This is a genomic window from Micrococcus sp. PSi08 (genome assembly GCF_054960655.1).
Genome location: NZ_JBHNYP010000026.1, coordinates 13315 through 38365, shown reverse-complemented (window position 1 = coordinate 38365; position 25051 = coordinate 13315). Strand labels below are relative to the sequence as shown.

Genomic DNA, 25051 nt, shown 5'->3' with positions numbered 1-25051 from the left:
CTGGGCGCCATGATCCGAGTAGTCGTGGCCGACGACCAGGCGTTGATGCGCACCGCCCTCGAGCACTTCGTGGCCCAGGCCGAGGACCTCGAGGTGGTCGGCTCCGCCGAGGACGGGGTCCAGGCCCTCGAGGCGGCCCGCACGCTGGCCCCCGACGTCGTGCTGATGGACATGCAGATGCCCCGCATGGACGGCGTCGAGGCCACCGCGCGCATCTCCGCCGAGGCCCCCGGCGTGCGCGTCCTGGCGATCACCACCTTCTCCTCCGAGCAGTACCTCGTGCCCGCCTTGCGCGCCGGCGCCGCCGGCTACCTCGTGAAGGACGCCCCGCCGGCCGAGGTGGTGGACGCCATCCGCCGCGTCCATGCCGGGGACGCCGTGTTCTCCGCCCGCGTGGCCGCGGACCTGGTGGAGGCCGTCACCGCGGCCCCCGAGCACACCGCCCCCTGCCCGGCCGAGCCCCTCGCCCCGCACGAGCGCCTCACCGAGCGCGAGCTGGACGTGGTCCGCGAGCTCGCCAAGGGCGCCTCCAACGCGGAGATCGCCGGCGCCCTGTTCCTCGCGGAGGCCACGGTGAAGTCCCACATCGGCAAGGTCCTGGACAAGTGGCAGGTCCGTGACCGCGTGCAGATCCTCATCCGCGCCGCCCGCGCGGGCCTCGTGGACATCGGATGAGCATCGCGGCGCCCGCCCCGGCTCGGACGACGACGGCGACGTCGCCCCCGCCCGCCGAGTCTCCCCTGGGCTCCCGCCTGCCGGCGATCCTGCGCACGGAACCCGTCTCCCGGCACACGCGGATCGTCCTCTACGTGATCGTCGGGCTCATGGTGCTGGGGGAGATCCTCACCCTGATGCTGGGGCCCACGGTGGCCGCCGGGCTGAGCGCCGACCCCGAACTCGCGGGCATCCTCGAGGAGGACGGCGGGCTGACGGGTGAGGGGCGGGAGCCGCTCCTGCGCTGGGTCCTGTTCCTGGCGAGCGTGCTGGTCACGCTGCTGTTCGGGTGGCAGCCCACCCTCGCGGCGGTGTTCGTGCTGCTCGGGTGCACGTTCGGTCTGGTGGGCCTCGTGGAGGCGGACCACGCGCACCTCACCCCGCAGGCGTTCAGTGGCGGGGTCGTCCTGGGCGCGGCCATGGTGACGCGGTACTCGCACCGGGTGTTCGTCTGGTTCGCCCTGGGCGCCCTCATCCTGCTCACCGTCGCGGGCGAGGTCCTCACCGACGGCACGTGGGCGGACGAGGACAGCCTCAAGGGCGTCATGGTCATCACGCTCATCGTCGCGCTGTGCGTGGCGGTGCCGGCCTTCATGATCCGCCGATCCCGGCATCGGGCCCGGGACCGCGAGGCGGCCCTGCGCCGGGCCGAGGAGGCCGCCGCCTGCGCCGCGGAGGCCGAGCGGCAGCGGATCGCGGCGGAGCTGCACGACGTCGTCGCGCACGGGCTCACCGTGATCTCGATGCAGGCCGCCATGCTGCCCACCCAGAGGGACCCGGACAAACGGGCCGCCGCGGAGAAGGCCATCGAGCAGGCCGCCCGGCAGTCCCTCGTGGACCTGCGCCGCATGCTCACCGCGCTGCGCGGCTCCTCCCGCAACGCGCAGACGGCGGAGGGGGACGCCGTCGTGGACCTGCCGGCCCGCCTCGACGAGTTCGAGGCCCGCCTGCACGCGGCCGGGTTCGCGGTGGAGCGCTCGCTGACCGAGCTGGAGGAGCTGCCGCGCTCCCTGGAGCTGACCGTGCTGCGCGTGGTGCAGGAGTCGGTGACGAACATCCTCAAGCACGCTCCGCGCCGCGGCACGGTGCGCCTGACCTCGGAGCTCGAGGGCGCGGACCGCCTCGTGCTGTGCATCGCCAGCCCCATGGACGAGGGCGAGCCCCGCCGGGACCGCGTGGTGGTCGCGATGGCCAGCGGCTTCGGCCTGGCCGGCATGCGCGAGCGCGTGGCCGTGTTCGGCGGCACCCTCATGGCCGGCCCGCTGGGCGGCTGCTGGGTGGTCCGGGCCGAGCTGCCGCTGCGCTGAGCCGGGGCGGCGGCCGCGTCCTCCCGCGTCCTCCCGCGTCCTCCCGCGTCCGGGGGCGAAAGTGGGCGGTATCCGCGCGGGATACCGCCCACTTTCGCCCCCAAAGGGACGGGGTGGGGTGGCCGACGACGGCGGCCCTCAGTCCAGCGGGACCGTCAGCTTCTCGCCGGGGGACAGGGTGTGCTCGCGGCCGGCGATGATCATCGGCACGTCGTGCCACATGCCCTCGCCCGCAGACACCGTCACCTCCCGCTGGGTCATCTGGATGACCACGGGCTGCTGGCGGAACCGGATGGTGAACCGGGCGCCGGGCAGCTGGGCGGGCATGCGGGGGTGCAGCCGGACGACGTCGTCGCGCGTCTCGAGGCCCGCGTAGCAGCGGATCACCGTGTCCACGGTGCCCGCCATCAGGCCCAGGTGGATGCCCTCCTTCGTGGTGCCGCCCTGCGTGTCCGAGAGGTCCGACTCGAGGGCCTCCGTGAACAGGTCCCAGGACCGGTCCGGGTCCGTGCGGGCCGACACCCACGCGTGCACCAGCCGGGAGAGCGTGGAGCCGTGCGTCGAGCGGGCCTCGTAGTACGTGACCATCCGCTCGAACGCCTCCTCGGGCAGCTCGTAGCCCATGCGGCGCAGGATCCGGTCCAGCTCCTCGGCGGAGAACAGGTATCCGAGCATGAGGGTGTCGGCCTGCTTGGAGAGCTTGTACCGGTTGGTGGCGTCGCCCTCGGCCTGCAGGATCAGGTCCATGCGGCCGATGTTCCCGTACTTGGCGCGGTAGGCCTCCCAGTCGAACTCGAGCAGGTCCTGGTAGCCCTCGAACTGGGCGAGGATGCCGGCCTCCTCGCCCTCCTCGAAGAACGGCACGGTCAGACGGGTGCTGACCTCCTCCCAGCGCTCGATCTCCTCCTCGGAGATCTCCATGAGCTCGGGCAGACCGTCGTCGATCGTGTCCAGCCAGCGGACCAGGCGGGCGGTCTCCGCGAGCACCCACGAGGTCAGCACGTTCGTGTACGCGTTGTTGCGCAGGCCGGAGCCGGGGGTCTCGGGATAGCCGTCGTGGAACTCGTCCGGGCCCATGACGCCGTGGATCTCGTAGCGGTCCGTGACGGCGTTGTGCAGGGTCATGGACATGAAGAACCGGGAGATCTCCACGAGCATCTCCGCGCCGTAGTCCGAGATGAAGGACGTGTCCTTCGTGATCTCGATGTACCGCAGCACCGAGTAGGCGATGTCCAGGGAGACGTGCCGCTGGTTGTGGGAGTTGTCCGGCATCCACATGCGCGAGCGCGGGTTCCACAGCTCGGTGGGCGTCTCCTCGGAGCCGTCCGCCCCGGACTGCCACGGGTACATGGCACCGGCCCAGCCCTCGGCCTGGGCGTTGGCGCGGGCCTCGTTGAGACGCCGGTAGCGGTACATCAGCAGGCCCCGGGTGATCTCGGGGCGGCGCAGCGTGAGCATCGGGTAGACGTAGATCTCGTCCCAGAAGATGTGGCCGCGGTAGCCCTCGCCGTGCAGGCCGCGTGCCCCCACGGAGGCGTCCAGGTCCCGGCGGCGGCCGTAGGCCGTCTGGAGCACGTGGAACGTGTGCAGGTTCAGGGCGAGCTGCTGGCGCAGCGACGCGCCGTCCTTGCCCATCGGGACCGCGGACCCCACCGGGGCCGAGTGGCCGGCGGCGACGACGGGCGGCGCGTATTCGCCGCCGGCCTCCGCCGCCGTGGAGCGGCGCTGATGCCGGTACGGCTCCGCCAGGTCGATGCGCACGGAGAACCGGTCCCAGTTGGTGCCCCAGCGCTGCTCGTGCAGGGTCAGCAGGTTGCGGAAGTTTTGGGCGCGCTGGACGTCCTTCACCGCCGACTCCCACACGGAGGCGTTGGCGTGGTCGTGGCTCGTGGCGACGGCGGCGATCTTCTCCAGCACGAGCGGCACGCCCTCGTCCACGTGGAGGAGGATGTCCTGGCCGACCACCAGGTCCGAGCCGTCCACGGGGCGGCGGATGGGCTCGTGGTGGCCCACCGGCGCCACCTGGCGGGTGCGGGTGGCCATGGCCACGTGGATGCCGGACTGGTTGGTGGCGGTCTCGAGCAGGACGGTCTCGCCGTCGATCTCCCGGGCCTGGACCGGCTCGAGGTGCTGGTTGGCGAGGGTGCGGTCGTCGGAGACGTTGAGGTTGGCCACGCGGCCCTCGATCTTCGAGCGCACCGTGAGGTCCCCGGACCAGTTCTCCGCCACCACGGTCAGCTCGATCGCGGCGAGGTGCCGATTGGCCAGCGAGGTGAACTGCCGGGTGTGGACCGTGGTGCGCCGGCCCTGCTCGTCCTCGAAGGTCATGGTGCGGGAGAGCACGCCGCGACGCAGGTCCATCTCCTGGCCGTACTCCACGAGGTTCTCCTCACCCGGCAGCAGCGGGCGGCCGTGGCGCGGGGTCACCACGAGCGGGGTCCAGTCCTGGATGTTGACCATGTGCTCGGTCTCCACGACCCGGCCCTGGACCATCGAGGTCAGCCGGTTGAACACCCCGGCCATGTAGGTGCCGGGGTAGTGGACGGAGGAGATGCGCGTGCCGGGCACGGCGCCGCGGGTGCCCCAGTACCCGTTGGCCAGGGTGCACAGCACCTCGCGTGTGCCCTCGGAGGCCGGGTCGAAGCGGTCCCAGCGCAGCACCCACGCGGGGTCGAACGGGGTGGTGGTGCGGTCCTCCAGATGCAGGGTCCCGTAGTCCTGGACCACCAGGTGGGCGCCGGCCGCCTTGAGCCGGCCCTTGCCGAGCTCGGGTTCGCGGTCCACGCCGATCACGAGGCCGAAGCGGCCGTCCGCGGCGGCCTTCACGCCGGAGACGGCGTCCTCGAGGACCATCGCGTCCGCGACGTCGACGCCCAGCTCGCGGGCGGCCTCCCAGAACATCGCCGGGTCCGGCTTGCCCGGCAGCCCGCGCTCGACGGCGGTGTTCCCGTCCACGATCACGGGGAAGAAGTCCAGCACGCCGCCGGCCGTGAGCACGGCGCGGGAGTTCTTGGAGCTGGTGACCAGTGCGACCGGCACGCCCTTGGCCCGCAGCCGCTCGAGGAGGTCCTGGGCCTCCGGGAACACGCGGACGCCGTCGCGCTCGAGGACCTGCTCGAAGTAGCCCTGCTTGCGCTCAGCGAGGGCGAGGACCGTCAGCTCCGGGGCCGCGTCCGCCTCGGGGGCGTCGGCCTCCGGGACGTGCAGGCCGCGGGAGGCGAAGAACGTGCGGACCCCGTCCTCGCGGGGGCGCCCGTCCACGTGGTGCAGGTAGTCGGCGGCGGCGTCGAAGGGACGCAGCACGTCCGGGTCCGCGGCGACGACGGCGGCGTTGGCGGGCAGCGCGCCCACGGCGGGCAGCGCCCCGTCGAAGAGCTCCTTCCACGCCTGCGCGTGCACGCCGGCGGTGTCTGTGATGACCCCGTCCATGTCGAAGATGACGGCGCGGTAGCGGCGGAGCCGGTGGCGGCGGGCGTTCAGGTCCTGCGGAGCGGCGGGGGTGAGCGTCTGCGACATGGGAACCAGCCTACGGGCGGGGAAGTGGGGCCGCACGGGGAGTGCCGCGGCGATGTTCACCGCAGCGAGCGCGCCGTCGTTCCGGCCGACCGCACCGCAGCGACATCACAGCGGTTCTCAGCTGCGGTGATGTCGCTGCGGCGCGGTGGGTTCCGGGAATAGGGTCGTGCCGACGGGGCGGACGTGTGCCCCCGCGCGCCGGAAGCGTGGCCCGGGAACGAGCAGGACACACTCGGCGGAGATGGCCGGGGGGCGAAGGGCTCATGAACTGGATGATGAGCAAGTGATGGATGCGAAGCCGACGCGGTTGCGGAAGAAGGCGTCGCGGGAGGAGATCCTGGCGAGTCTGCCGGTGCAGGCGCGGGTGCGTCCGTCGCGGTGGTTGCTCCTGTGGCTGATCGTCGTGGTGTGCATCGCGGTGTTCGTGTGGGTGATCTTCCGGCCGCCGGAGGATGTCTCGGCCGGGTTCGGGGTGTGGCGTGTGGCGTCGTTCATCGGGTTGGCGCTGGCGTTGGCGGTGCTTCCCGCCGCGACGATGGGTCTGTTCCGGCCTCGGCATGTCACGTTCGATGAGCGACGGGTGTGGACGCGGGACTGGTCCGTGGACTGGGCGGACGTGAAGGAAGTCCGTGCTGTGGCGCCAGAGTCGGAGCACACGATGAAGGTGGCGCTCAAGGTGGACGAGCGGCTGTGGAACGAGGGTGGTCTGCGCAAGGCCAACCGGTGGGACTCGGGACGGCCGTTGCAGGGTGGCGGGTTGACCCGTGCGCAACCGCTCGTGCTCACGCAACCCGCGCTCGCGCCGTCGGCTCTGACGCTGCTGCAGGTCTTCGTCGAGTTGAAGAAGCGGAACCGCCGGGCGGGGAGCCCGCGGTGACGCGCCCCGGCCCCCGTCACCGCCGGGTCAGCAGTGTGAGCACCTCCGCGTGCAGGGTCTGAGGGAACATGTCGAACAACTGCACCCGCGCCACCCGATAGCTCGGCATCCGGGCCAGGTCCTGTGCCAGCGTCGTCGGGTTGCAGCTCGAGTACAGCACGGTGGGCGCGCCCGAGTCCTCCAGCGCGTCGGCCAGCTCGGCGCCGATGCCCCGCCGCGGCGGATTCACGACGACGGCGTCCGGGCGGGACCGCCGTTTCTCGAACGAAAGCGCCTCCGGAGCCCGCCGTTTCTCGAACGAAAGCGCGGAGGTGGCGTCGCCGGCGGAGAAGCGCGCCCGGTCGGCCAGGCCGAGCTCCGCGGCCGTCTCCCGGGCCGCGGCCACCGCCTCGGCGGAGGACTCCATGCCCCACACGTCTCGCACGCCGGCCCGGGCCAGGTGGAACGCGAACCCGCCCACCCCGCAGTACAGGTCCCACGCCGCCGCCGGCAGGCCGGCCTCGGCGACCCACGCCGCCGCCGTCGCGTACAGCCCCTCGGTCACCGCGGTGTTCGTCTGGAAGAACCCCTGCGGGCGCAGCCGCAGGCCGATCCCGTTCAGTTCCATCCGCAGGGTCGGCCCGCCGGCGAGCACGATCTCCTCGTCGCCCTCGGGCAGGGCCACGTGCTCCGGCAGCAGGTTCGCGCTCACCACGGCGGCGGGTGTCCCGCGCGCCGCGAGGTCGTCCAGCAGCCCCGGCACCGCCGCGCGCAGCGCGTCCAGCCGGTCGGCGGAGCGCAGCACGAACCGGACCATCGCCTCCCGGTCGGGGGAGAGCGTCACGATCACGTTCTTCAGCTCGCCCGTGCGGGCGGCGACGTCGTAGGGCTCCAGCCCGGCCGCCGTCACCGCCGCCGCGCACGCGTCGAACACGCCTTCCATGCCGGCCTCGTACAGGCCGCAGTCGCGCAGGTCCACGCCGGCGCCGTCGTGATGCCGGGGGTGCTGGCGCGGGTCCAGGATGCCCAGCCGCGGCGCCGCCGCCGACCCCGTGACCACGAGCTTCGCCTTGTTCCGGAATCCGGCCTCCGCGGAGGCGAACGGCTCACCCACGACCGTGTCCGCGTCGACCGCGTCCGCCAGGGCGGCCAGCACCGCGGCCTGCTTGTCCGCGAGCTGCCGGGCGTACGGCACGCCCATCAGCGGGCAGGAACGGCACTCGCCGACGTCGAAGTGGGGGCACTGCACGGGCGTCGCCTCAGCCCTCGAGGCTGACCCGCAGGCCGGGCCGGTCCAGGCGGATCGCGAGCTGCTCGAGGGCCAGCTCGGCGGCCGCGGCCAGGTCCGCGTCCACGTCCATCACCATGCCGGTGAGCACGGGCAGGGCGGACTCGAGGTCCTCGGGGCGGGCGAGGGCGCCCAGCGCGGACGCGGCCGACGCGCGGACCTCCGGGTCCGGGTCGGCACAGCCGGCCCGCACCGCGTCCACGAGGGCGCGGTCGACGGCGGCGTCGCGGCGCAGCGAGCCGGCCCGGGAGGCGATCACGAGGTGGGCCGCCGAGCGGACGTCCGCCTCGGGGGCGGTGAGCGCCCCGGTCAGGGCGGGCAGCGCGCTGCGGTGCCACGCGTGCATCAGGGCCAGCGCGCCGGTCGCGGCGGGGCTGAGGTCGCCGTCGTCGCCGGTGAGGGCGCGGGCGGCACCCGAGGTGACGTCCTCCGGGGTGGCCGCGCCGGTCATCAGGCGCACCGCCAGCCCGGCGACGGCGGCCTCCCCGCGCTCGGCGACGGCGGCCTCGGTGCGGCGGCGCAGGCGGTCGTGGGGGGTCTGGGGCTCCGCGGGCAGGGGGAGACGGTCGAAGGCGGTCATGGGTCCATTGTCCCCCGTGCGCGGACCCGCCTGGGGCGCGGCCGGGAGGTTCCCCGCAGACTCCTGGACGGGGCGTGACCGGCCGCACAGGGCCCGGACTCGGGTGATACGTTCGACGGCATGAGACCCCCCGGAGCCCTCGCCCTCGAATTCCGGGCGGACAGCTTCGATCATCCCACCGGCCTGGTGGACGCCGGCACCGTCATCTCCTGGATCGAGAAGGCCGGCTACGCCGTCGCGGCGAGTTGGGCCGGGACGTTCGTGCGTGCCCGCTACGTGGGGCACACCCAGTTCCGGCACCCCGTGCCGGTGGACCGCCGCGCTGTGGTGCAGGCGCGCGTGGTCCACACGGACGGCGCCGAGGTGCACGTCCAGACCCGCCTGCTGCTGCCGGAGATCCGCGACGACGACGGCGACCCCGTGGTCGCCACCTCGTCCCTCGTGGTCTACGCCGCGGAGGAGGGCGGGGTGCCCGTGACCGTGCCGGTCTGGGAGCCCTCGACCCCCGGCCAGATCGAGCGCGACGAACAGGCCCGCCGCTCCACCGTGGCCCGCCGCGCCGTCGAGCGCGGCATGGCCCGACTGCCGTTCCCCGCGCCCGGGGAGGCCCCCGAGGAGATGAGCACCCTCGCGTTCCTGGCCCCCAACGCGGAGGCCACCGTGGGCGGCACCATCAACGCGGGCGCGATCCTGCGCTGGGTGGACGAGGCGGCCGCCGTCTGCGCCGCCCGCTGGACCGGACATGAATCCGTGGTCGCGGTGTTCGGCGGCGGTGTGCGCTTCGTGCGGAACATCCACGTGGGCGACCTCGTGCGCGTGGAGGCCCTCCTGGTGAACACCACGGAGCGGTCCATGCATGTGGCGCTGCGCGTCTACGCGAGCCGACGCACCGGGGCGGAGTCCCGCCTGGTGGCGCACTCGATCGCCGTCATGGTGGACGTCTCCGCGGAGGACCAGGCCCAGCGGGTGCGGCAGTACATCCCCGAGAGCGAGAGCGCCCGGAGGCTGCAGGAGACGGCGATCGAACTCGTGCGCATGCGCTCCGAGGTGAGCGCGGCCTGGACCGAGATGCGCCGCTCGACCGATCCGCGCTGACGGGGCCCTGAGTAGACTGAGCGAATGCGTCGACCGTCCCTGCCGTCCCTGTCCCGCCTGCCGGTCCGTCGTCTCCTCCGGGGAGCGGCCGTGGCCGCGGGCGTCGGTCTCGTGGGACTGCCGCTGACGGTCGCCGCCGGGCTCACCGGCGTGGACATGGTCAAGCGCGGCGGCCGAGTGCGCCGACCCGCGCCGAACCCCGGCGTGTTTGACGCCCACGTGGAGGGCTCCGAGCTGCGCATCTTCACCTCGGGTGAGGACCTCTACAAGGAGATGATCGCCGCGATCGACGGAGCGCAGCGGATCATCAAGTTCGAGACCTACATCTGGAAGAGCGACCCCACGGGCCAGCGGTTCATGGACGCCTTCAACCGGGCGGCCGCGCGCGGCGTGGAGGTCTACGTCTCCTATGACGGGTTCGGGAACCTCGTGGTCCCGCCCCGCTTCTACCGTCAGCTGGACCCGCGCATCCACGTGTTCCGGCTGCCGGCCTTCGCCCGCCCGATCTGGCGAGGCGTGGTCCGACACAGCGGGTTCAACCACTCGAAGATCATGGTGGTGGACGACGAGGTCAGCTTCGCAGGCGGCTTCAACATCGGCGACGACTACGCCCGCTTTTGGCGGGACACTCACGTGCGCGAGCGCGGCCCGGCGGTGTGGGGGCTGGACCAGTCGATCTCCATCAAGTGGAACGCGCACCACCGTGCGGGCGAGCAGATGTCCTGGCGCCCCCCGGACACGTGGGACCCGCGCATCACCGTGGCCGCGAACCAACCGCCGCTGCTGGTCTACCCGATCCGGCTGAGCTACCTCGACGCCATCCAGCGGGCGCAGCACCGCATCCTCATCAACACGCCGTACTTCATCCCGGACCAGCAGGTCCTCGAGGCGCTGCTGCACGCGGCCCGGCGGGGGGTGGACGTGCAGGTGATGGTGCCGGAGGACTCCAACCACATCGTGGCGGACTGGGCCTCGCGCGGCTTCTTCGGGAAGATGCTCGAGGCCGGCATCACGATCCTGCTGTACAGGGCCAGCATGATCCACGCGAAGACCGCCACCGTGGACGGCATCTGGTCCACCGTGGGCTCGGCCAACGTCGACCGCCTCTCCCTGGGCTTCAACTACGAGTCCAACGTGGTGGTCGTGGACCGCGACTTCGCCGCCCGGATGGAGGAGATCTTCGCTCTCGACGCCCAGCGGGCCGTCCGGATCGACACCCCGCGCTGGAAGGACCGTCACCGCCTCGCCCGCGTGGTCGAGGTCCTCCTGGTCCCGCTGCGTCCCCTGCTCTGAGGGGCCCGGGCGCTGAGCCAGACGTTTCTGCGGTTCTGACGCCCGATCCGCAGCAGAAACGTCTGGCTCACGCCCCCGTCTGGCGTCGCTCAGTCCTCGTGCGGGTCCGCCAGCAGGTGGTTCGGCAGCCGGTCGTCCGGGGTGCGCCCGGGGCGTCCGACGACGACGTGCGGCGCCGGGTTCACCGTCGAGGGGCCCGAGATGAGCACGATCCCGCCCACCGGCTGAGGGACCGGCGCTCCCTCGACGACGGCTGCTGCCCGCGCCCTCCCGCGGCTGGGGCACAATGAGCCCGGCCCCCTTCGGCCCACCTCACTGCAGCCCACGCGGCCGCGCGCCCATCCCGACTCCCTGGGAGCCCCATGCTCTGGACCCTGCTCCGCCGTCACGGCCGGCGCTATCGCGGCGCCGTCGCGGCCGTCGTCGTGCTGCAGCTGCTCAGCACGCTGGCCATGCTGTACCTGCCCAGCCTCAACGCCCGCATCATCGATGAGGGCGTGGCCCGCGGCGACACCGCCCGCATCTGGGACATCGGCCTCGTGATGCTCGGCGTCGCGCTGGTGCAGGTGGTCGCCGCGATCGCCGCCGTGTGGTTCGGCGCGAAAGTCTCGATGGGCGTCGGCCGGGACCTGCGCCGTGCCGTCTACACCCGCGTGGACGCGTTCTCCGCGGAGGAGCTCGGCCGCTTCGGCGCCGCGACCCTCATCACGCGCGGCACCAACGACGTCAACCAGGTCCAGATGCTCACCCTCATGGCCCTGAACTTCATGGTGGCCGTGCCGATCATGGCGGTCGGCGGCATCGTCATGGCCATCCGCGAGGACCCGGGTCTGTCCTGGCTGGTGTGGGTCTCCGTGCCGGTGCTGCTGGTGATCGTGGCGTGGATCGTCGCGCGTCTCATGCCGCTGTTCCAGCAGATGCAGGACAATATCGACGCCCTCAACGGCGTGCTGCGCGAGCAGATCCAGGGCATCCGCGTGGTCCGCGCGTTCGTGCGCGAGCGCCACGAGACGCGCCGGTTCACGGACGCCAACGCCGCCCTGACGGAGACGTCCGTGCGGATCGGTCGGCTGTTCGTGCTGCTCGGCCCGGTCATCACGATGATCCTGCACCTGGCCACCGCCGCCGTCCTGTGGTTCGGCGGCCAGCGCGTGGACGCGGGGCTCGTGCAGGTCGGCGCGCTGACCGCGTTCATGCAGTACCTGCTGCAGATCCTCATGGCGGTGATGATGGGCACCTTCATGATGATGATGCTCCCGCGCGCCGTGATCTCCGCGCGCCGCATCGGCGAGGTCCTGGACACCGTCCCCACGCTCGGCGAGCCGGCCCGCCCGGTGAGCCCCGCGCGTCGCGACGGCGCCGTGGAGCTGCGCCACGTCACCTTCCAGTACCCCGGCGCCGAGGCGCCGGTGCTCGACGACGTCAGCTTCGCCGTCGCACCCGGCACCACGACGGCGATCATCGGCTCGACCGGCTCCGGCAAGTCCACGCTGATCAGCCTGCTGCCGCGCTTGTACGACGCGACGTCCGGCGAGGTGCTCGTGGACGGCGTGCCGGTGACCGACCTGGCCCGGGCCGAGCTGACGGAGGCCGTGGCGCTCGTGCCGCAGAAGCCGTACCTGTTCTCGGGCACCGTGCGGGAGAACATGCAGTTCGGGGCCCCGGACGCCTCGGACGAGCGCATCTGGGCGGCCCTGGAGACGGCCCAGGCCGCCGACTTCGTGCGCGCCCGCACCACCGGCAAGGCAGAGGCGGCGGCCTCCGGTCTGGACTCGCGCCTGTCCCAGGGCGGCACGGACGTCTCCGGCGGCCAGCGCCAGCGCCTGTCCATCGCGCGTGCCCTCGTGGCCGAGCCGCGGATCCTCGTGTTCGACGACTCGTTCTCCGCCCTGGACGTCACCACCGACGCGCGGCTGCGGGCGGCGCTCGACCGCGCGGAGGACGGGGTGACCCGGATCGTCGTCGCCCAGCGGGTGGCCACCATCACCGACGCCGACCAGATCATCGTGCTGGACGAGGGCCGCGTGGTCGGCCGCGGCACCCACGCCGAGCTGCTGGCGGACAATCAGACCTACCGGGAGATCGTGGACTCCCAGCTGACCGCGGAGGACGTGGCATGAGCGAGCACCTGACCGACGAGGAGATCCTCGAGATCCAGGAGCAGGGCGCCACCGACAACTGGGGCGGCGGGCCGGCCCGCAAGGCCAAGGCGTTCTGGCCGTCCGCGAAGCGGCTCATGAGCCTGTTCCGCACGGAGAAGCTGGGGCTGGCCGTCGTCGCCGTCATGGTGCTGGTGGCCGTGGTGTTCAACGTGTGGGCGCCGCGCGTGCTCGGCCGGGCGATGGACGTGATCTTCGGCGGCGTGGTCTCCGCGCAGATGCCCGGCGGGCTGAGCCGCGAGCAGGTCATCGACGGGCTGCGCGCCCAGGGCGAGGACCAGGCCGCGGAGATGCTCTCCGGCATGGCGTTCACACCGGGCGAGGGGATCGACTTCACCGAGCTGGGCCGGCTGATCCTGATCGTGCTGGGCATGTACCTCGTGGCCCAGCTGTTCATGTGGCTGCAGGGCCGCGTGCTCAATGACATCGTCATGCGCATCGTCTTCCGCCTGCGCGAGGACATCGAGGCCAAGATCAACCGGCTGCCGCTGAGTTACTTCGACCGCGGGCAGCGCGGCGACCTGCTCTCCCGCGCCACCAACGACGTGGACAACGTCCAGCAGGCCCTCCAACAGGCGTTCGCCTCGCTCGTGTATTCGGCGCTGACCGTGATCGGCATCGTCGGCATGATGTTCTGGCTGTCCTGGCAGCTGGCGCTCATCGCCCTGATCGCGCTGCCGGTGGCCGGCGTGGTGGTGGGCGTGATCGGCAAGAAGTCCCAGGCGCTCTTCTCCGCGCAGTGGCGGGAGACGGGCCGGCTCAACGGGCACATCGAGGAGTCGTTCACGGGGCATGAGCTGGTGACCGTGTTCGGCCGTCAGCGGGACATGGCCGCGCGCTTCGACGAGCGCAACGAGGAGCTGTACGAGGCCGCGTTCACGGCGCAGTTCTACTCGGGGATGATCATGCCGATCATGCAGTGGGTGAACTGGCTGGGCTACGTGGGCATCGCGGTGGTCGGCGGCCTGCGCGTGGCCAACGGGCAGATGACCCTCGGCGCCGTCACCGCGTTCATCCAGTACTCGCGCGAGTTCAACCAGCCGCTCGGGCAGATCGCCGGCATGTCCAACATGCTGATCTCCGGCGTGGCGTCGGCTGAGCGCACCTTCGAGCTCCTCGACGAGCCGGAGGAGACCCCTGATGGCACCCCCGCCCGCACCCCCGCCCGCACTTTCGTTCGGGAAACGGCGCCCTCCGAGGGCACCTTCGTTCGGGAAACGGCGCCCTCCGCCGCCTCCGGGCCCGACGTCGTCGCCCACCTCCCGCGCCCGCTGCGCGGTCGCGTGGAGTTCGAGCACGTGCGCTTCTCCTACACCCCGGAGAAGCCGCTCATCACGGACCTGAACCTCGTGGCGGAACCGGGGCAGACGGTCGCGATCGTCGGGCCGACCGGCGCCGGCAAGACCACCCTGGTCAACCTGATCATGCGGTTCTACGAGGTGGACGGCGGGCGGATCCTGCTGGACGGCGTGGACACCCGCACGGTCAGCCGCAGCGAGCTGCGCGCCGCCACCGGCATGGTGCTCCAGGACGCGGTGCTCTTCGGCGGGACCATCCGCGAGAACATCCGCTACGGCCGACTCGACGCCACGGACGAGGAGGTCGTCGCGGCGGCGAAGGCCACCTACGTGGACCGCTTCGTGCACACCCTGCCCGAGGGCTACGACACCGTCATCGAGCACGACGCCTCCAACGTGTCCGCGGGCGAGCGCCAGCTCATCACCATCGCCCGCGCGTTCCTGGCCCAGCCCTCCCTGTTGATCCTGGACGAGGCCACCTCCTCCGTGGACACCCGCACCGAGGTGCTGGTCCAGGGCGCCATGGCGGCGCTGCGCTCGGACCGCACGAGCTTCGTGATCGCCCACCGCCTCAGCACCATCCGCGACGCCGACGTGATCCTCGTGATGGAGCACGGCGACATCGTGGAGCAGGGCAGCCACGCCGAGCTGCTCGCGGCCAAGGGCGCCTACCACCGGCTCTACATGAGCCAGTTCAAGGGCGGGGAGGACGACGACGGCGCGGCCTCACGAGACGACGCCCGGTGATGGCTGCAGCAAGCGCAAAGGGAATCGGGACGGCCTGAGGAGGCCAGGAAGAATCCCTTGCCGTGGGAGGCCTTAGCGCCTAGTGTGTGACGCGGCTCATATTTGAGCTTGAATCCTGAGGAGGATCGTCACGGGTATGAAGCAGCGGGTTACAAAGGTCGGGGCCGGTATCGCCGTCGCGGGATTGTTGGCCGTTTCTGGGGCAGTGCCGGCACAGGCATTGACGGACTCCGGGCGACAGGACTGCAGTGCCGGAGGTGGATATGTCGGCGTCCGTGGCGAGCAGCAGCGGTACGGGGATTACCTCACGGTGTCGGTTGGGGGAGTGTCGAGTACCAAAGCCAACTACTACGTGAGGTACTGGGAGCCTGGTCTCCGAGGCACCCAGACCTGGAAGGCCGATTCGGTCTCATTGCTTCTTTCGGGTAGCAATGGCTACTGCTACTACCCCTACTGATATTTTCTCTGCGAGCGCTGGGGTGTCTTGTGCCTGAGGGGCGAATGACAAGCGGTTTCGCTGGTGCCATGGTCGGACTCGTCGGGGCCCTCTTGTTGGCGGGGTGTGCTTCCGGCGCGGACGCAGGAGCGTCGGCGCACGCGGAGACAGGCAGTACCCCCTCAAAGGTGTGGGATGCCGCCACATGGAAACCGACCGAGGTCATCGAACCCGTTCTGGCGACGGAGCCGGAGAAGGAAGCGGCCTACCGAGAACAGATGGACCGCCTGGCAGAGAGCGGGGGAACTCCCGAGATCCTTCAGGTCCAGCGGAAGGACTGGTCCACGACTCCCCTGGAATCAGATCAGAAGGTCGCCTCGTGCATGAGGGCAGACGGATTCCCCGTCGAGGTCTCGCCGACGGGCGGTCTCCGATACTCCACGCCGCCGGCTGCGCAGGCTCGCGCCTGGGCGCTGGCGATGAACACCTGCATCGCCCAGCACCCAGTCGACCCGAGCTATACCCAGGATTGGAGCGAACCGCAGCTTCGCCTTGTCTATGACTACTGGGACCAGTACCTTATCCCCTGTCTCGAAGCGCAGGGGTTCACTGTGGACACCAGCACACGGCCGTCCAAGGAGTCCTTCGTGACGGCCTTCTTCACACCAGGCCGCCATGACTGGTGGCCCTTGCAGGCGACCATGAGAGGCGTGCCCGAGGAGCGCCAGACGCAGGTCGTCCAGACCTGCCCGGAGCTGCCCCCGCAGGACGTTTTCTGGGGCACCTCCGGATGACCCGGCCGCTCCGCTGGGCCACGCTGGCCGGGGTGCTCCTGATCGTGGCCGTCCTGGCCTTCTGGGCCGGCCGGGCCACGCTCACCCCTCCGGCCCAGGCCGAGCAGCGTCCGTCCGAGGACGCTCTCGTCACCGTCGCCGAGCAGGAGCTCGGCCGCGTCATCACCCTCGGCGTCTCCGTGACGCGCGAGCAGGCGCCCGCCGCCGTGAACGCGCTGTCCGGCGTCGTCACCCGGGCCGGGGAGTCCGGTGAGGTGGCCGCCGGGGACGTGCTGTACGCCGTCGCGCAGCAGCCCGTGATCACCGTGCAGGGCGAGCTGCCCCAGTGGCGGGCGCTCGGCGAGGGCGCCACCGGCAGCGATGTCGCCGCGTTCCAGCGCATGCTCGCCGCCACGGGGGCGAAGGTGGAGGTCACCGGCACCTGGGACGAGGCCACCGCTGTCGCCTGGAACGGCTGGCTCACCGAGCGCGACTACCCGGCCGCGGACACCGTGGAGCTGGGCCAGCTCGTGGTGCTGGAATCACTCCCCGCCGCGCTCAGCGTGGACGCGAAGGCCACGGCCGTCGGCGGCGCGCTCGCGGGAGGCGAGACCATCGTCGCCCGCCCCGGCGACGAGCCCACGTTCGCCATCGAGGTCAACCAGGACCAGGCCGCCATAATCCCGGCCGGCACCGCGGTGACCGTGCCCCACGGCGAGCACGAGTGGGAAGCCGTGGCCGGCGAGTCCACCGCGGACGACCAAGGGCTGATCCGCATCCCCCTGACCGCCCCCGACGGCGGCGCGGTGTGCGGCGCGGACTGCGACTCCCTGCCCGCCGAGGCCTCCACCTCCCTGCTCTCGAAGGTCAACGTGGTCCCGCCCGTCACCGGGCCCGTGGTCCCCGTGTCCGCGCTGCGCACCCAGCCTGACGGCGCCGCGAGGGTCACCGTGGTTCGCGACGGCGTCCAGGAGGAGCGCACCGTCATCGTCCGCGGCTCCGCGGACGGACTGGCCGTGGTGGACGGCGTGGACGCCGGGGAGACCGTGCGCGTGCTGAACGGCGCCCCGTGAACGCGGAGCTCTCCGTGGCGGACCTGCGCTTCGCGTACACGCGCGGCGCGGAGGAGCTGTTCGACGGCCTGACCCACCGCTTCACCCCTGGCGCCGTCACCGCGCTCACCGGCCCGTCCGGGCGCGGCAAGTCCACGCTGCTGTACGTGCTGGGGCTTATGCTCACGCCCTCGGCGGGCGTGGTGCGCCTGGGCGACGTCGACGCCTCCGCCCTCCCGGACCGGCGCCGGGCGCGGCTGCGGGCCACGTCCGTGGGGTTCGTGTTCCAGGACGCCGAGCTGGACCCGTCCCGGCCCATCCTGGACTCGGTGGTGGAGCCCGGCCTCTACGCCGGCCTGTCCCGTCGCGAGCTCGAAGGCCGGGCCAGGATCCTGCTGGAGCGGTTCGGCCTCGGGCACCGGGCCGAGCACCGGCCGGGCCAGGTCTCAGGCGGGCAGGCCCAGCGCGTGGCGGTCTGCCGGGCACTCGTGAACACCCCTGCGGTGGTGCTGGCCGACGAGCCCACGGGCAACCTCGACCCGGACAACGCCTCCCTCGTGCTCGACGCGCTGGCCGAGGCCGCGGGGGAGGGGCGCACCGTGGTGGTGGCCACGCACGACCCGGCCGTCGTCGCCCGTGCGGACGAGGTGGTGCGACTGTGAACCCGGAGGCCCGCCCGTGAACCTGAGGACCCTGCTGCGCGAGGCCCTCACCGCCGCCCGCACCGCGCCCGTGCCCTCCGCCCTCGTGCTGTTGGTGGTGGCCGCCATGTGCTTCGCGGCCGTCGCCACGGTGGGCCGTCAGGCGGCCACGGAGGCCGCCGTCGCCGCGGAGCTCTCCGGGCCCGCGGCGCGCGTGCTCACCGTGACGGACTCGGGTGGCACCGGCTTCCTCACCGGCGCCACCGTCGCCACCCTCGCCGGTCTCGACTCCGCCGAGGCCGCCCTGGCCCGCGACATGCCCGTGGACACGGTGAACGCCGCGATCGGTGCGGGCGGGACTCGCGTGGCGGTGACCCACGTGGTGGGCACCGTCGACCGCGGCGTCGAGCTCACGCGCGGCCGCCTGCCGGGCCCCGGGGAGGTGGTGGTGCCCGAGGCGAAGCTGGCCGAGCTGGGCCTGGCCCAGCCCTCCGGAGCGCTCGAGTCCGGAGACGGACGCCAGTGGGCCGTGGTGGGCGCGTTCGAGGCGCTCACCCCGTTCGAGGACCTCGCGGACTACGCGATTGCCGTGCCCGCCGCGCCGGCCTCCCTCGTGGTCCAGCAGGTCCGTGTCCTGGCCCCGGACACCGCCGGCACCCGCGCCATGCAGGACTCGGCCCTGGCCGTGATCGACCCCGACCCTCGCTCCTCGCAGGTGCAGACCGCGCGGGCGCTGGCCGCCGGGAACGCGACGATCACCGGGGAGCTGGCCGGACTCGGCCGGTCCCTGCTGCTGCTCATCCTCGGGGCGGGCGCCTTCTTCGTGGCGATCGTGGTGCTCGCCGACGTGCTCATCCGTCGCCGCGACCTCGGCCGCCGCCGCACCCTGGGCATCGGCCGCGCGGACCTCGTGCTGCTCGTGGCGGTCCGCACCGCCGCGCCGGCGGTGCTCGGGGCGGTGGTGGGCGCGGGGACGGGCTACGCCGTCGTCGTGGGGCAGGGCGGGGCGCTGGGGCTGGACTTCGTGGCGGGGGTGGCCGTGCTCGCCGCGCTGACCGCCGTGGTGGCGAGCCTGCTCCCGGCGGCCTTCGCGGCGTTCCGCGACCCCGTGCGGGTGATGCGCACGGCGTGACGGGTGCGCGCGGGGGTGGCCCGTTGCCTGCGGGGGTGGGTGCCGGCGCGGGTGCTCCCTGGCGATGCCGCCCGAGTCGCCTCTCGGGGTTCCGTGGGCAGGGCAACCGGTTCCGTGGGCGGGTCAGCCGGTTCCGTGGGCAGAAGAGTGACTCCTTCCGCCCACGGAACCTGAATCGCCGCCGGTTCTGCCCACGGAACCCTGCCCACGAAGCCCTGCCCACGAAGCCCTGCCCACGGGACGCGGGGATTCTGGAACACTGGGACGCACGCCTCATGCGGCCGGACCGCGGCGGGCGGAGAGGAGGGCCATGACGCGCACCAGCACGTACGGGTTCCGGGAGGGGACGCTGGACACCGTCCGGCGCAGCATGCGGACCGTCGCGGTGCATCGCGACGACGGCGAGCTCGTCGGCCGGGTGGTCCGTGGGGAGCTGGCGGGCTGCGAACGCACCGGCACGTTCCGCTGGGAGTCGATCGGCGGTGCCGCCACCACGGTGGGGATCCGCCGGGCCACGTGGCGCAGCGCGGTGGGCCGCCTGCTGCGCCCGACCTATGCCGTGACGCATCGACCGGAGGTCACGGCACCGGCCGAGGGGGAGCCACCGGCGCCCGTGCATGACGAGCTCAAGGAGATCTGGGGCGAGAACGTGCTCTACTTCGCCGTCGACGGGACGGTCCAGGGGCGTCGCGTGGTGGCCCGCGCGGACTGGGACGGCTCCGTGGAGGTGCGGGCACAGGGGGAGGACGGCGGCCGGCCACGGCGGGTCGCCCGGTTCCACTCGGGTGGGATGTTCTCCCTGACCCGCGTCGAGGTGGATCACGAGGCCGCCGGCACCACACGGGACGGTGCGCTGTTCGGCGTGCTCATGCTGCTGCCGTTCGTGGCGCGCCTCCATCGGGAGGAGTCCTCGCTGATCGAGGAGCTGCTCGGCTGAGTGCACGCTCCGCGTCGTCCGCGCCTGCCGCGTCCGGGGCCGCCGCTACCCTCGAGGCATGCCCGCCCCCGCCGCCACCACCACGACGACGCCGCCCGCCACGCCCCGCGAGCGGCAGTCGGTGCTGCGCACCCTGCGCACCCCGCGGTGGCTGGGCACCGAGGTGTTGGCCGCGGTCGTGGTGGCGCTCGCCCTGATCCCGGAGGCCATCGCGTTCTCGATCATCGCGGGCGTGGATCCGCGCGTCGGGCTGTTCGCGTCCTTCACCATGGCCGTCACCACGGCGATCGTGGGCGGCCGGCCCGCCATGATCTCCGCGGCCACGGGGGCGGTGGCGCTGGTCGTCGCACCGCTGTCCCACGCGTACGGGGTGGGGCACCTGCTTGCCGCGATCATCCTCGGCGGCGTCATCCAGATCCTGCTCGGCGTGTTCGGTGTGGCCCGGCTCATGCGGTTCGTCCCGCGCTCGGTGATGGTGGGGTTCGTCAACGCGTTGGCCATCCTCGTGTTCACCTCGCAGCTGCCCGAGCTGATCGGCGTCCCGTGGCTCGTGTACCCGCTCACGGCGTTGGCCCTGGCGATCGTGGTGCTGTTGCCGCGGCTCACCACGGCGGTGCCGGCGACGCTCGTGGCCGTCGTCGTGGTCACCGCCCTGGTGATGGCCGCCGGCCTGGCCGTGCCGCGCGTGGGGGACCGGGGCGCGCTGCCGGATGCGCTGCCCGTGCTCGGCCTGCCGGACGTCCCGCTGACGTGGGAGACCCTCCGGTTGATCCTGCCGTTCAGCGTCGGCATCGCGTTCGTGGGGTTGCTCGAGTCCCTGCTCACCGCGAAGCTCGTGGACGACATCACCGACACCCGCTCGGACAAGACGCGCGAGTCCTGGGGGCAGGGTGTCGCGAACGTGGTCTCGGGGTTGTTCGGCGGCATGGGCGGCTGCGCCGTGGTGGGGCAGACCATGATGAACGTCAAGGCGAACGGCGCCCGCACCCGGATCTCCACGTTCCTCGCGGGCGTGTTCCTGCTGGTGCTCGTGGTGGCCTTCGGCGGCTTCGTGGCGCAGATCCCCATGGCCGCGCTCGTGGGCGTGATGATGTTCGTGGCCGCCGCCACCTTCGATTGGCATTCGGTGCGCCCCGCCACCCTGCGCGCGATGCCGCGCTCGGAGACCGCCGTCATGGTCGTGACCGTGGCGGCCACGGTGCTCACTCACAACCTCGCGATCGGCGTGGGTGTGGGCGTGCTCGCTGCGCTGGTGCTCTTCGCTCAGCGCGTCTCGCGTCTGGTCACGGTGGTCCGCGAGGTCCACGACGACGGCGACGCCGTCACGTATCGCGTGCACGGCGCCCTGTTCTTCGCGTCCTCGAACGACCTCTACTCGCAGTTCGAGTACGCCCTCGACCCGCCGCGCGTCGTGATCGACATGAGTGCCGCGCACGTGTGGGACGCCTCCACTGTGGCCGCGCTCGACTCGGTGCTGACCAAGTACGCCCGGCACGGGATCCACGCCGAGGTGACGGGGCTGAACGAGGCCTCCGCGGCGATGCACGCGCGCCTCACCGGGCGACTCGGCGCCTGAGCCGGCGGGCTCAGGCGGTGACGAACTCCCACTGGTGCCCGTCCGGGTCGACGATCTCGCGGGAGTGCATGCCGGAGTCGGCCATCTCCTCGCGCAGGTCCTCGGGCAGGGGCACCTCGGCGGCGCCGAGCTCGATCGCCCGGTCCGCCAGGGCGTCCACCGCCGCGGCGTCGCCGACGGTCAGCGCCATGAGGGCGGAGTTGGTGGTGAGGCAGTCGGCGATCTCACGGTTGCCGATGAAGTCGGTGTAGTAGCCGGGGCTGAGGTACATCGCGTACGTCGACTCGGTGAGCTCGATGCACACCGAGTGCTCGTCCGAGTAGTCGTCCATTGCGGTGGCGCCCAGGGTCGTCCAGAACTCACGGATCCGCTCGGTGTCCGTCGTCGGGAGGTTGATGAACACCGGCTGGGAGAACAAGGCCATGGGGAGCACCGTAGACGAGGCGTTCGGCCCGCCGCCACCGCGCGCGTGTCGCGGGCGCGCGGGCGTGGCGTGGGCCACGGAGCCGCTCCCGACGACGGCGCCCGCGGCCTGGCGCGTCCGCCCCCGTTGGTAGCGTGGCCGCCATGAGCGTTCCTCCCTCTGGCCCGCCGGCCGGTCCGCCCGCCGGCTGGCCGCCGTCGGGCCGGCCGTCCGCCCGCCGCGCCGCCGTCGCCCCGAGCCTGCACGGGCACCCCGGCGCCCCCGGTGGCGTCCCCGCCGGCTGGCCCGGCCGCCGGCCCGCGGCCCGCCCCGCGCCGGACTGGACCCCGGGTCGGTTCCACTGGGGCGACGCCGTCGTGGTGCTCGTGTACGTGGCGCTCATGGTGCTCGGGCTGGGGCTGTGGCTGGCGGTGTCGCTCGGCCTGGTCCCCGGTGACCTCGAGGCGTTCGACCTGGTCCGCGACGGGTTCACGGTGAACATCGTCAGCTACGCGATCCTCGTGGTGCTCGTGCTGGCCGTGGCCTGGCGCCCGCTCGTGACGTCGCTGCGGGTGTTCCGCACGGGGACGTGGTGGAAGCTGTTGCTGCTGCCCGCCACGTGGCTGGCGTGCATCGTCGTGAACGTGATCGTGCTGAGCCTCATCGGGGAGGCGCAGACCAGCGCCAACCAGGCCGCGCTCGAGGAGATGACCACGCAGGCCCCGCCCGTGCTCATGATCCTCATGACCGTGGTGGCCGCCCCGCTCGTGGAGGAGTACCTGTTCCGCCACCTGCTGATCGGCAAGCTCTCCCGCTGGATCAACGTGTGGGTGTGCGCCGTGGTCTCCGTGCTCGCGTTCACACTCCTGCACTTCCTCGGCACCGGCGGCGACTTCCGGCTCGTGGAGACCGTCCCGTACCTGACCCTCGCGGTGGCGATCACGGTGTCCTACATCCTGATGGGCCGCTCGTTCGGGTACGCGGTGCTGCTGCACATGGTGAACAACGGCATCGCCATCGCGATGCTCTACCTCGTGGCCCCCCTGCTGCCGGACACGCTGCCCGGCCCCACTGCCCCGACCACGGCGCTGGCCCCGCTGCTGGCCCTGCTGGGCTGAGATGGCAGGACCCTCCGGCTCGACGGCGGCGCCCGCCCCGCAGGACGCGCGCGCCCTCACGCGGCGCATCCTCGCGCTCGCGGTCCCCGCGTTCGGCGCGCTCATCGCGGAGCCGCTGTTCCTGCTGGCCGACACCGCGATCATCGGGCACCTGGGCACGGCCCAGCTGGCCGGCGTCGGGATCGGCACCACCATCCTGCACACGCTCACCGGCCTCATGATCTTCCTGGCCTACGCCACCACCCCGGCGGTGGCCCGGCTGATCGGGGCGGGGAACCCGGCCGCCGCGATGGACCGCGGCCGCGACGGCATCTGGCTGGGCCTGCTGCTCGGCGCGGTGCTGGCCGTCCTCGGCTGGCTCGCGGCCCCCGCGCTGACGGCGGCCCTCGGCGCGACGGGCGAGGTGCAGGCCCACGCCGTCGCCTACCTGCGCTGGTCCATGCCGGGGCTGCCGGCCCTGCTGGCCGTGCTCGCGGCCACCGGGGTGCTCCGCGGCCTCCAGGACACCGTGACGCCGCTCGTGGTGGCGGGTGTGGGCTTCGGCGCGAACATCGGGCTGAACGTGGCCCTGGTGTACGGGCTGGGCTGGGGCGTAGCTGGCTCGGCCGTCGGTACGTCCGTGGTGCAGTGGGCGATGCTCGTGACATACCTGTTCGTGCTGGCCCCGCGCTTCCGCCGCTCGGGCACGGTGTGGGCGCCCCGTGCGTCGGGCATGCGCGCCACGGCCCAGGTGGGCTCGTGGCTGCTGCTGCGCACCGCGAGCCTGCGCGCGGCCATCCTCATCACCGTCATGGCCGCCGCCGGCGCGGGCGACCTCACCCTCGCCGCGCACCAGCTCGTCTTCACGCTGTTCTCCACGCTGGCGTTCGCCCTCGACGCCCTCGCGATCGCCGCGCAGGCCCTGATCGGCGCCGAGCTCGGGGCCGCCCGGCCGGATGCGGCCCGTCGCCTCACCCGGACGATGGTGCGCTGGGGGCTGGGCTTCGGCGTCGTGACCGGGGCCGTGCTGGCCCTGGCGGCACCGGTGCTGCCGGGGCTGTTCACCACGGACCCGACCGTGCAGGCCGCCGCCACCGTGGGCCTGTGGGTGCTGGCCGCCGGGCAGCCGGTGGCCGGGTACGTGTTCGTGCTGGACGGCGTGCTGATCGGCGCCGGCGACGCCCGCTACCTCGCCCTCGCCGGCCTCGTGAACCTCGTGGTCTACGCGCCGGCGCTCTGGGTGCTCGCGCAGCTCGCCACGGGCGGATTCGGCTGGACCGCGGCCTGGCCCGGACCGAACGCCGCCGTGCCCGACGCCGGCGTGCAGCTGGGCCTGCTCTGGCTCGGCTTCGCAGGGGTCTACATGGGGATGCGGGCGCTCACCCTCGGCTGGCGGGCCCGGCGCGACGACTGGATGCGGCTCGGCGTCGTGTGAGCGCGTCCGGGCGGTGACGCGCGGGCCGGGCCGCGGCCGCACTGCTCCTAGACTGGGGCGGTGGCTACCGTGCAGACCCCCCTCGAGATCTCGTCCGTGGTGTTCAAGCCGATCCTGATCCGCGCCGTGGTGGCGCTGGCGTTCGGTCTGACCACCGTGTTCGTCGCCGAGCCGGGCCTGACGTGGATGAAGGTCATGTTCGCGCTGTACCTGGCGTTCTCCGGTTCGGCGATGTGGGAGTACCTGCGCCGCGACCCGGTGCCCGTGGCCATGCGCTCCCCGCTGTCCCTGGCGGCGGCCGCGTGGATGCTCGGCGTGATCGTGCTGCTGTTCCTGGGGTCCCCGGCGGCGGTGGGCGTGGCGGCCGGCGCCGCCCTCGTGCTCGGCGGCGTCGCCGAGCTCGTGGCGTGGGCCCGCCACCGCCGCGAGTTCATCCCCGCGCGGGACCAGCTGTGGACCGGACTCGTGGGCCTGCTCTCCGGGGGCGGCGTGGTCGTGGCGGCCCTGCAGGGCTTCGGCCCGCACGCCCTGCTCGGCATCGCCGGCGGCGGGGCGATCCTGATCGGGGTGCTCCTGATGGTCTCCGGGCTCGGCTTCCACCACGAGGTGCGCCGGGACCGGGGCACGGCCAGGGGCCTCTGAACCGGGTCGACGTCGCCGTCCTGACCCGCGGGGCGGACGTTCGCCGGGGGAGGACCTCGGGGCCCCGAGGGGCC

General features: G+C 72.7%; 20 protein-coding genes. 16 read left to right on the top strand and 4 right to left on the bottom strand.

Annotation, left to right across the window (positions count from 1 at the left end; all coding sequences use genetic code 11):
- Positions 1-9: 9 nt before the first annotated feature.
- Positions 10-675: a response regulator transcription factor gene (locus tag ACFI33_RS09700; protein WP_036316202.1), complete on the top strand. Its 666-nt coding sequence runs from the start codon at positions 10-12 to the stop codon at positions 673-675.
- A complete protein-coding gene (locus tag ACFI33_RS09695; protein WP_127435002.1) occupies positions 672-2021 on the top strand; it encodes a sensor histidine kinase in 1350 nt (449 codons plus the stop codon). Before ACFI33_RS09700 ends, ACFI33_RS09695 begins: the two co-directional genes overlap by 4 nt.
- 138 nt (positions 2022-2159) lie before the next feature.
- Here the strand turns inward: ACFI33_RS09695 and ACFI33_RS09690 are convergent, their stop codons facing one another.
- A complete protein-coding gene (locus ACFI33_RS09690) occupies positions 2160-5537 on the bottom strand; it encodes a beta-phosphoglucomutase family hydrolase (protein ID WP_127435001.1) in 3378 nt (1125 codons plus the stop codon).
- 286 nt (positions 5538-5823) lie between these two features.
- Between ACFI33_RS09690 and ACFI33_RS09685 the strand changes: the two genes are divergently transcribed.
- On the top strand, positions 5824-6414 hold the full coding sequence (locus ACFI33_RS09685; RefSeq protein ID WP_462623973.1) for a hypothetical protein: 591 nt from the start codon (positions 5824-5826) through the stop codon (positions 6412-6414).
- 16 nt (positions 6415-6430) lie between these two features.
- Here ACFI33_RS09685 and rlmC read toward each other — a convergent pair whose 3' ends face one another.
- Both rlmC and ACFI33_RS09675 read right to left on the bottom strand, forming a co-directional pair.
- Positions 6431-7642: a 23S rRNA (uracil(747)-C(5))-methyltransferase RlmC gene (rlmC, locus tag ACFI33_RS09680; RefSeq protein WP_127435000.1), complete on the bottom strand. Its 1212-nt coding sequence runs from the start codon at positions 7640-7642 to the stop codon at positions 6431-6433.
- 10 nt (positions 7643-7652) lie between these two features.
- Positions 7653-8261 (bottom strand): HEAT repeat domain-containing protein, encoded by a 609-nt coding sequence (locus ACFI33_RS09675; protein WP_049147044.1) that lies wholly within the window; start codon positions 8259-8261, stop codon positions 7653-7655.
- Positions 8262-8381: 120 nt separating this feature from the next.
- Here ACFI33_RS09675 and ACFI33_RS09670 point away from each other — a divergent pair, with 120 nt between their 5' ends.
- The 10 genes from ACFI33_RS09670 to ACFI33_RS09625 all read left to right on the top strand — a co-directional run bounded on the left by ACFI33_RS09670 (position 8382) and on the right by ACFI33_RS09625 (position 21400).
- Complete coding sequence (locus ACFI33_RS09670; RefSeq protein ID WP_095346802.1) at positions 8382-9356, top strand: acyl-CoA thioesterase; 975 nt, start codon at positions 8382-8384, stop codon at positions 9354-9356.
- Positions 9357-9380: 24 nt separating this feature from the next.
- A complete protein-coding gene (locus ACFI33_RS09665; RefSeq protein ID WP_036339371.1) occupies positions 9381-10649 on the top strand; it encodes a phospholipase D-like domain-containing protein in 1269 nt (422 codons plus the stop codon).
- Positions 10650-11011: 362 nt separating this feature from the next.
- Positions 11012-12769 (top strand): ABC transporter ATP-binding protein, encoded by a 1758-nt coding sequence (locus ACFI33_RS09660; RefSeq protein ID WP_095346804.1) that lies wholly within the window; start codon positions 11012-11014, stop codon positions 12767-12769.
- Positions 12766-14853, top strand: a complete 2088-nt coding sequence (locus ACFI33_RS09655) for an ABC transporter ATP-binding protein (RefSeq protein ID WP_123244278.1) — start codon at positions 12766-12768, stop codon at positions 14851-14853. The genes ACFI33_RS09660 and ACFI33_RS09655 overlap by 4 nt, the downstream gene beginning before the upstream one ends.
- 624 nt (positions 14854-15477) lie before the next feature.
- Positions 15478-16083 carry a hypothetical protein gene (locus ACFI33_RS09650; protein ID WP_230594463.1) on the top strand — a complete coding sequence of 202 codons (606 nt, stop codon included), beginning with the start codon at positions 15478-15480 and terminating at the stop codon, positions 16081-16083.
- A complete protein-coding gene (locus ACFI33_RS09645) occupies positions 16080-17135 on the top strand; it encodes a hypothetical protein (protein WP_036316191.1) in 1056 nt (351 codons plus the stop codon). Before ACFI33_RS09650 ends, ACFI33_RS09645 begins: the two co-directional genes overlap by 4 nt.
- The gene (locus ACFI33_RS09640; protein ID WP_010079956.1) at positions 17132-17776 is read left to right on the top strand and encodes an ABC transporter ATP-binding protein; all 645 of its coding nucleotides are present in this window, start codon (positions 17132-17134) and stop codon (positions 17774-17776) included. The genes ACFI33_RS09645 and ACFI33_RS09640 overlap by 4 nt, the downstream gene beginning before the upstream one ends.
- Before the next feature lie 16 nt (positions 17777-17792).
- On the top strand, positions 17793-18887 hold the full coding sequence (locus tag ACFI33_RS09635) for a permease (RefSeq protein ID WP_010079957.1): 1095 nt from the start codon (positions 17793-17795) through the stop codon (positions 18885-18887).
- A 310-nt stretch (positions 18888-19197) separates the two neighbouring features.
- Positions 19198-19824 carry a hypothetical protein gene (locus tag ACFI33_RS09630; RefSeq protein WP_036317507.1) on the top strand — a complete coding sequence of 209 codons (627 nt, stop codon included), beginning with the start codon at positions 19198-19200 and terminating at the stop codon, positions 19822-19824.
- Positions 19825-19882: 58 nt separating this feature from the next.
- Positions 19883-21400: a SulP family inorganic anion transporter gene (locus tag ACFI33_RS09625; RefSeq protein WP_036317509.1), complete on the top strand. Its 1518-nt coding sequence runs from the start codon at positions 19883-19885 to the stop codon at positions 21398-21400.
- A gap of 10 nt (positions 21401-21410) precedes the next feature.
- Here the strand turns inward: ACFI33_RS09625 and ACFI33_RS09620 are convergent, their stop codons facing one another.
- A complete protein-coding gene (locus tag ACFI33_RS09620; protein WP_020621736.1) occupies positions 21411-21824 on the bottom strand; it encodes a VOC family protein in 414 nt (137 codons plus the stop codon).
- A 143-nt stretch (positions 21825-21967) separates the two neighbouring features.
- On the opposite strand from ACFI33_RS09620, the gene ACFI33_RS09615 reads away from it, so the two are divergent.
- From ACFI33_RS09615 to ACFI33_RS09605, 3 genes are read left to right on the top strand one after another with little or no spacing between them, the layout of a single operon-like run.
- Complete coding sequence (locus tag ACFI33_RS09615) at positions 21968-22921, top strand: CPBP family intramembrane glutamic endopeptidase (RefSeq protein WP_036317511.1); 954 nt, start codon at positions 21968-21970, stop codon at positions 22919-22921.
- A gap of 1 nt (position 22922) precedes the next feature.
- A complete protein-coding gene (locus ACFI33_RS09610; RefSeq protein ID WP_049144852.1) occupies positions 22923-24335 on the top strand; it encodes an MATE family efflux transporter in 1413 nt (470 codons plus the stop codon).
- 60 nt (positions 24336-24395) lie between these two features.
- The gene (locus tag ACFI33_RS09605; RefSeq protein ID WP_010079963.1) at positions 24396-24977 is read left to right on the top strand and encodes a hypothetical protein; all 582 of its coding nucleotides are present in this window, start codon (positions 24396-24398) and stop codon (positions 24975-24977) included.
- Positions 24978-25051: the final 74 nt, after the last annotated feature.

Excerpts from the sequence above, each read along its gene's own strand:
- ACFI33_RS09700 (WP_036316202.1), top strand. The coding sequence starts at position 10 with ATGATCCGAGTAGTCGTGGCCGACGACCAGGCGTTGATGCGCACCGCC.
- ACFI33_RS09695 (WP_127435002.1), top strand. The coding sequence starts at position 672 with ATGAGCATCGCGGCGCCCGCCCCGGCTCGGACGACGACGGCGACGTCG.
- ACFI33_RS09690 (WP_127435001.1), bottom strand. The coding sequence starts at position 5,537 with ATGTCGCAGACGCTCACCCCCGCCGCTCCGCAGGACCTGAACGCCCGC.
- ACFI33_RS09685 (WP_462623973.1), top strand. The coding sequence starts at position 5,824 with ATGGATGCGAAGCCGACGCGGTTGCGGAAGAAGGCGTCGCGGGAGGAG.
- ACFI33_RS09675 (WP_049147044.1), bottom strand. The coding sequence starts at position 8,261 with ATGACCGCCTTCGACCGTCTCCCCCTGCCCGCGGAGCCCCAGACCCCC.
- ACFI33_RS09670 (WP_095346802.1), top strand. The coding sequence starts at position 8,382 with ATGAGACCCCCCGGAGCCCTCGCCCTCGAATTCCGGGCGGACAGCTTC.
- ACFI33_RS09665 (WP_036339371.1), top strand. The coding sequence starts at position 9,381 with ATGCGTCGACCGTCCCTGCCGTCCCTGTCCCGCCTGCCGGTCCGTCGT.
- ACFI33_RS09660 (WP_095346804.1), top strand. The coding sequence starts at position 11,012 with ATGCTCTGGACCCTGCTCCGCCGTCACGGCCGGCGCTATCGCGGCGCC.
- ACFI33_RS09655 (WP_123244278.1), top strand. The coding sequence starts at position 12,766 with ATGAGCGAGCACCTGACCGACGAGGAGATCCTCGAGATCCAGGAGCAG.
- ACFI33_RS09645 (WP_036316191.1), top strand. The coding sequence starts at position 16,080 with ATGACCCGGCCGCTCCGCTGGGCCACGCTGGCCGGGGTGCTCCTGATC.
- ACFI33_RS09630 (WP_036317507.1), top strand. The coding sequence starts at position 19,198 with ATGACGCGCACCAGCACGTACGGGTTCCGGGAGGGGACGCTGGACACC.
- ACFI33_RS09625 (WP_036317509.1), top strand. The coding sequence starts at position 19,883 with ATGCCCGCCCCCGCCGCCACCACCACGACGACGCCGCCCGCCACGCCC.
- ACFI33_RS09620 (WP_020621736.1), bottom strand. The coding sequence starts at position 21,824 with ATGGCCTTGTTCTCCCAGCCGGTGTTCATCAACCTCCCGACGACGGAC.
- ACFI33_RS09615 (WP_036317511.1), top strand. The coding sequence starts at position 21,968 with ATGAGCGTTCCTCCCTCTGGCCCGCCGGCCGGTCCGCCCGCCGGCTGG.
- ACFI33_RS09610 (WP_049144852.1), top strand. The coding sequence starts at position 22,923 with ATGGCAGGACCCTCCGGCTCGACGGCGGCGCCCGCCCCGCAGGACGCG.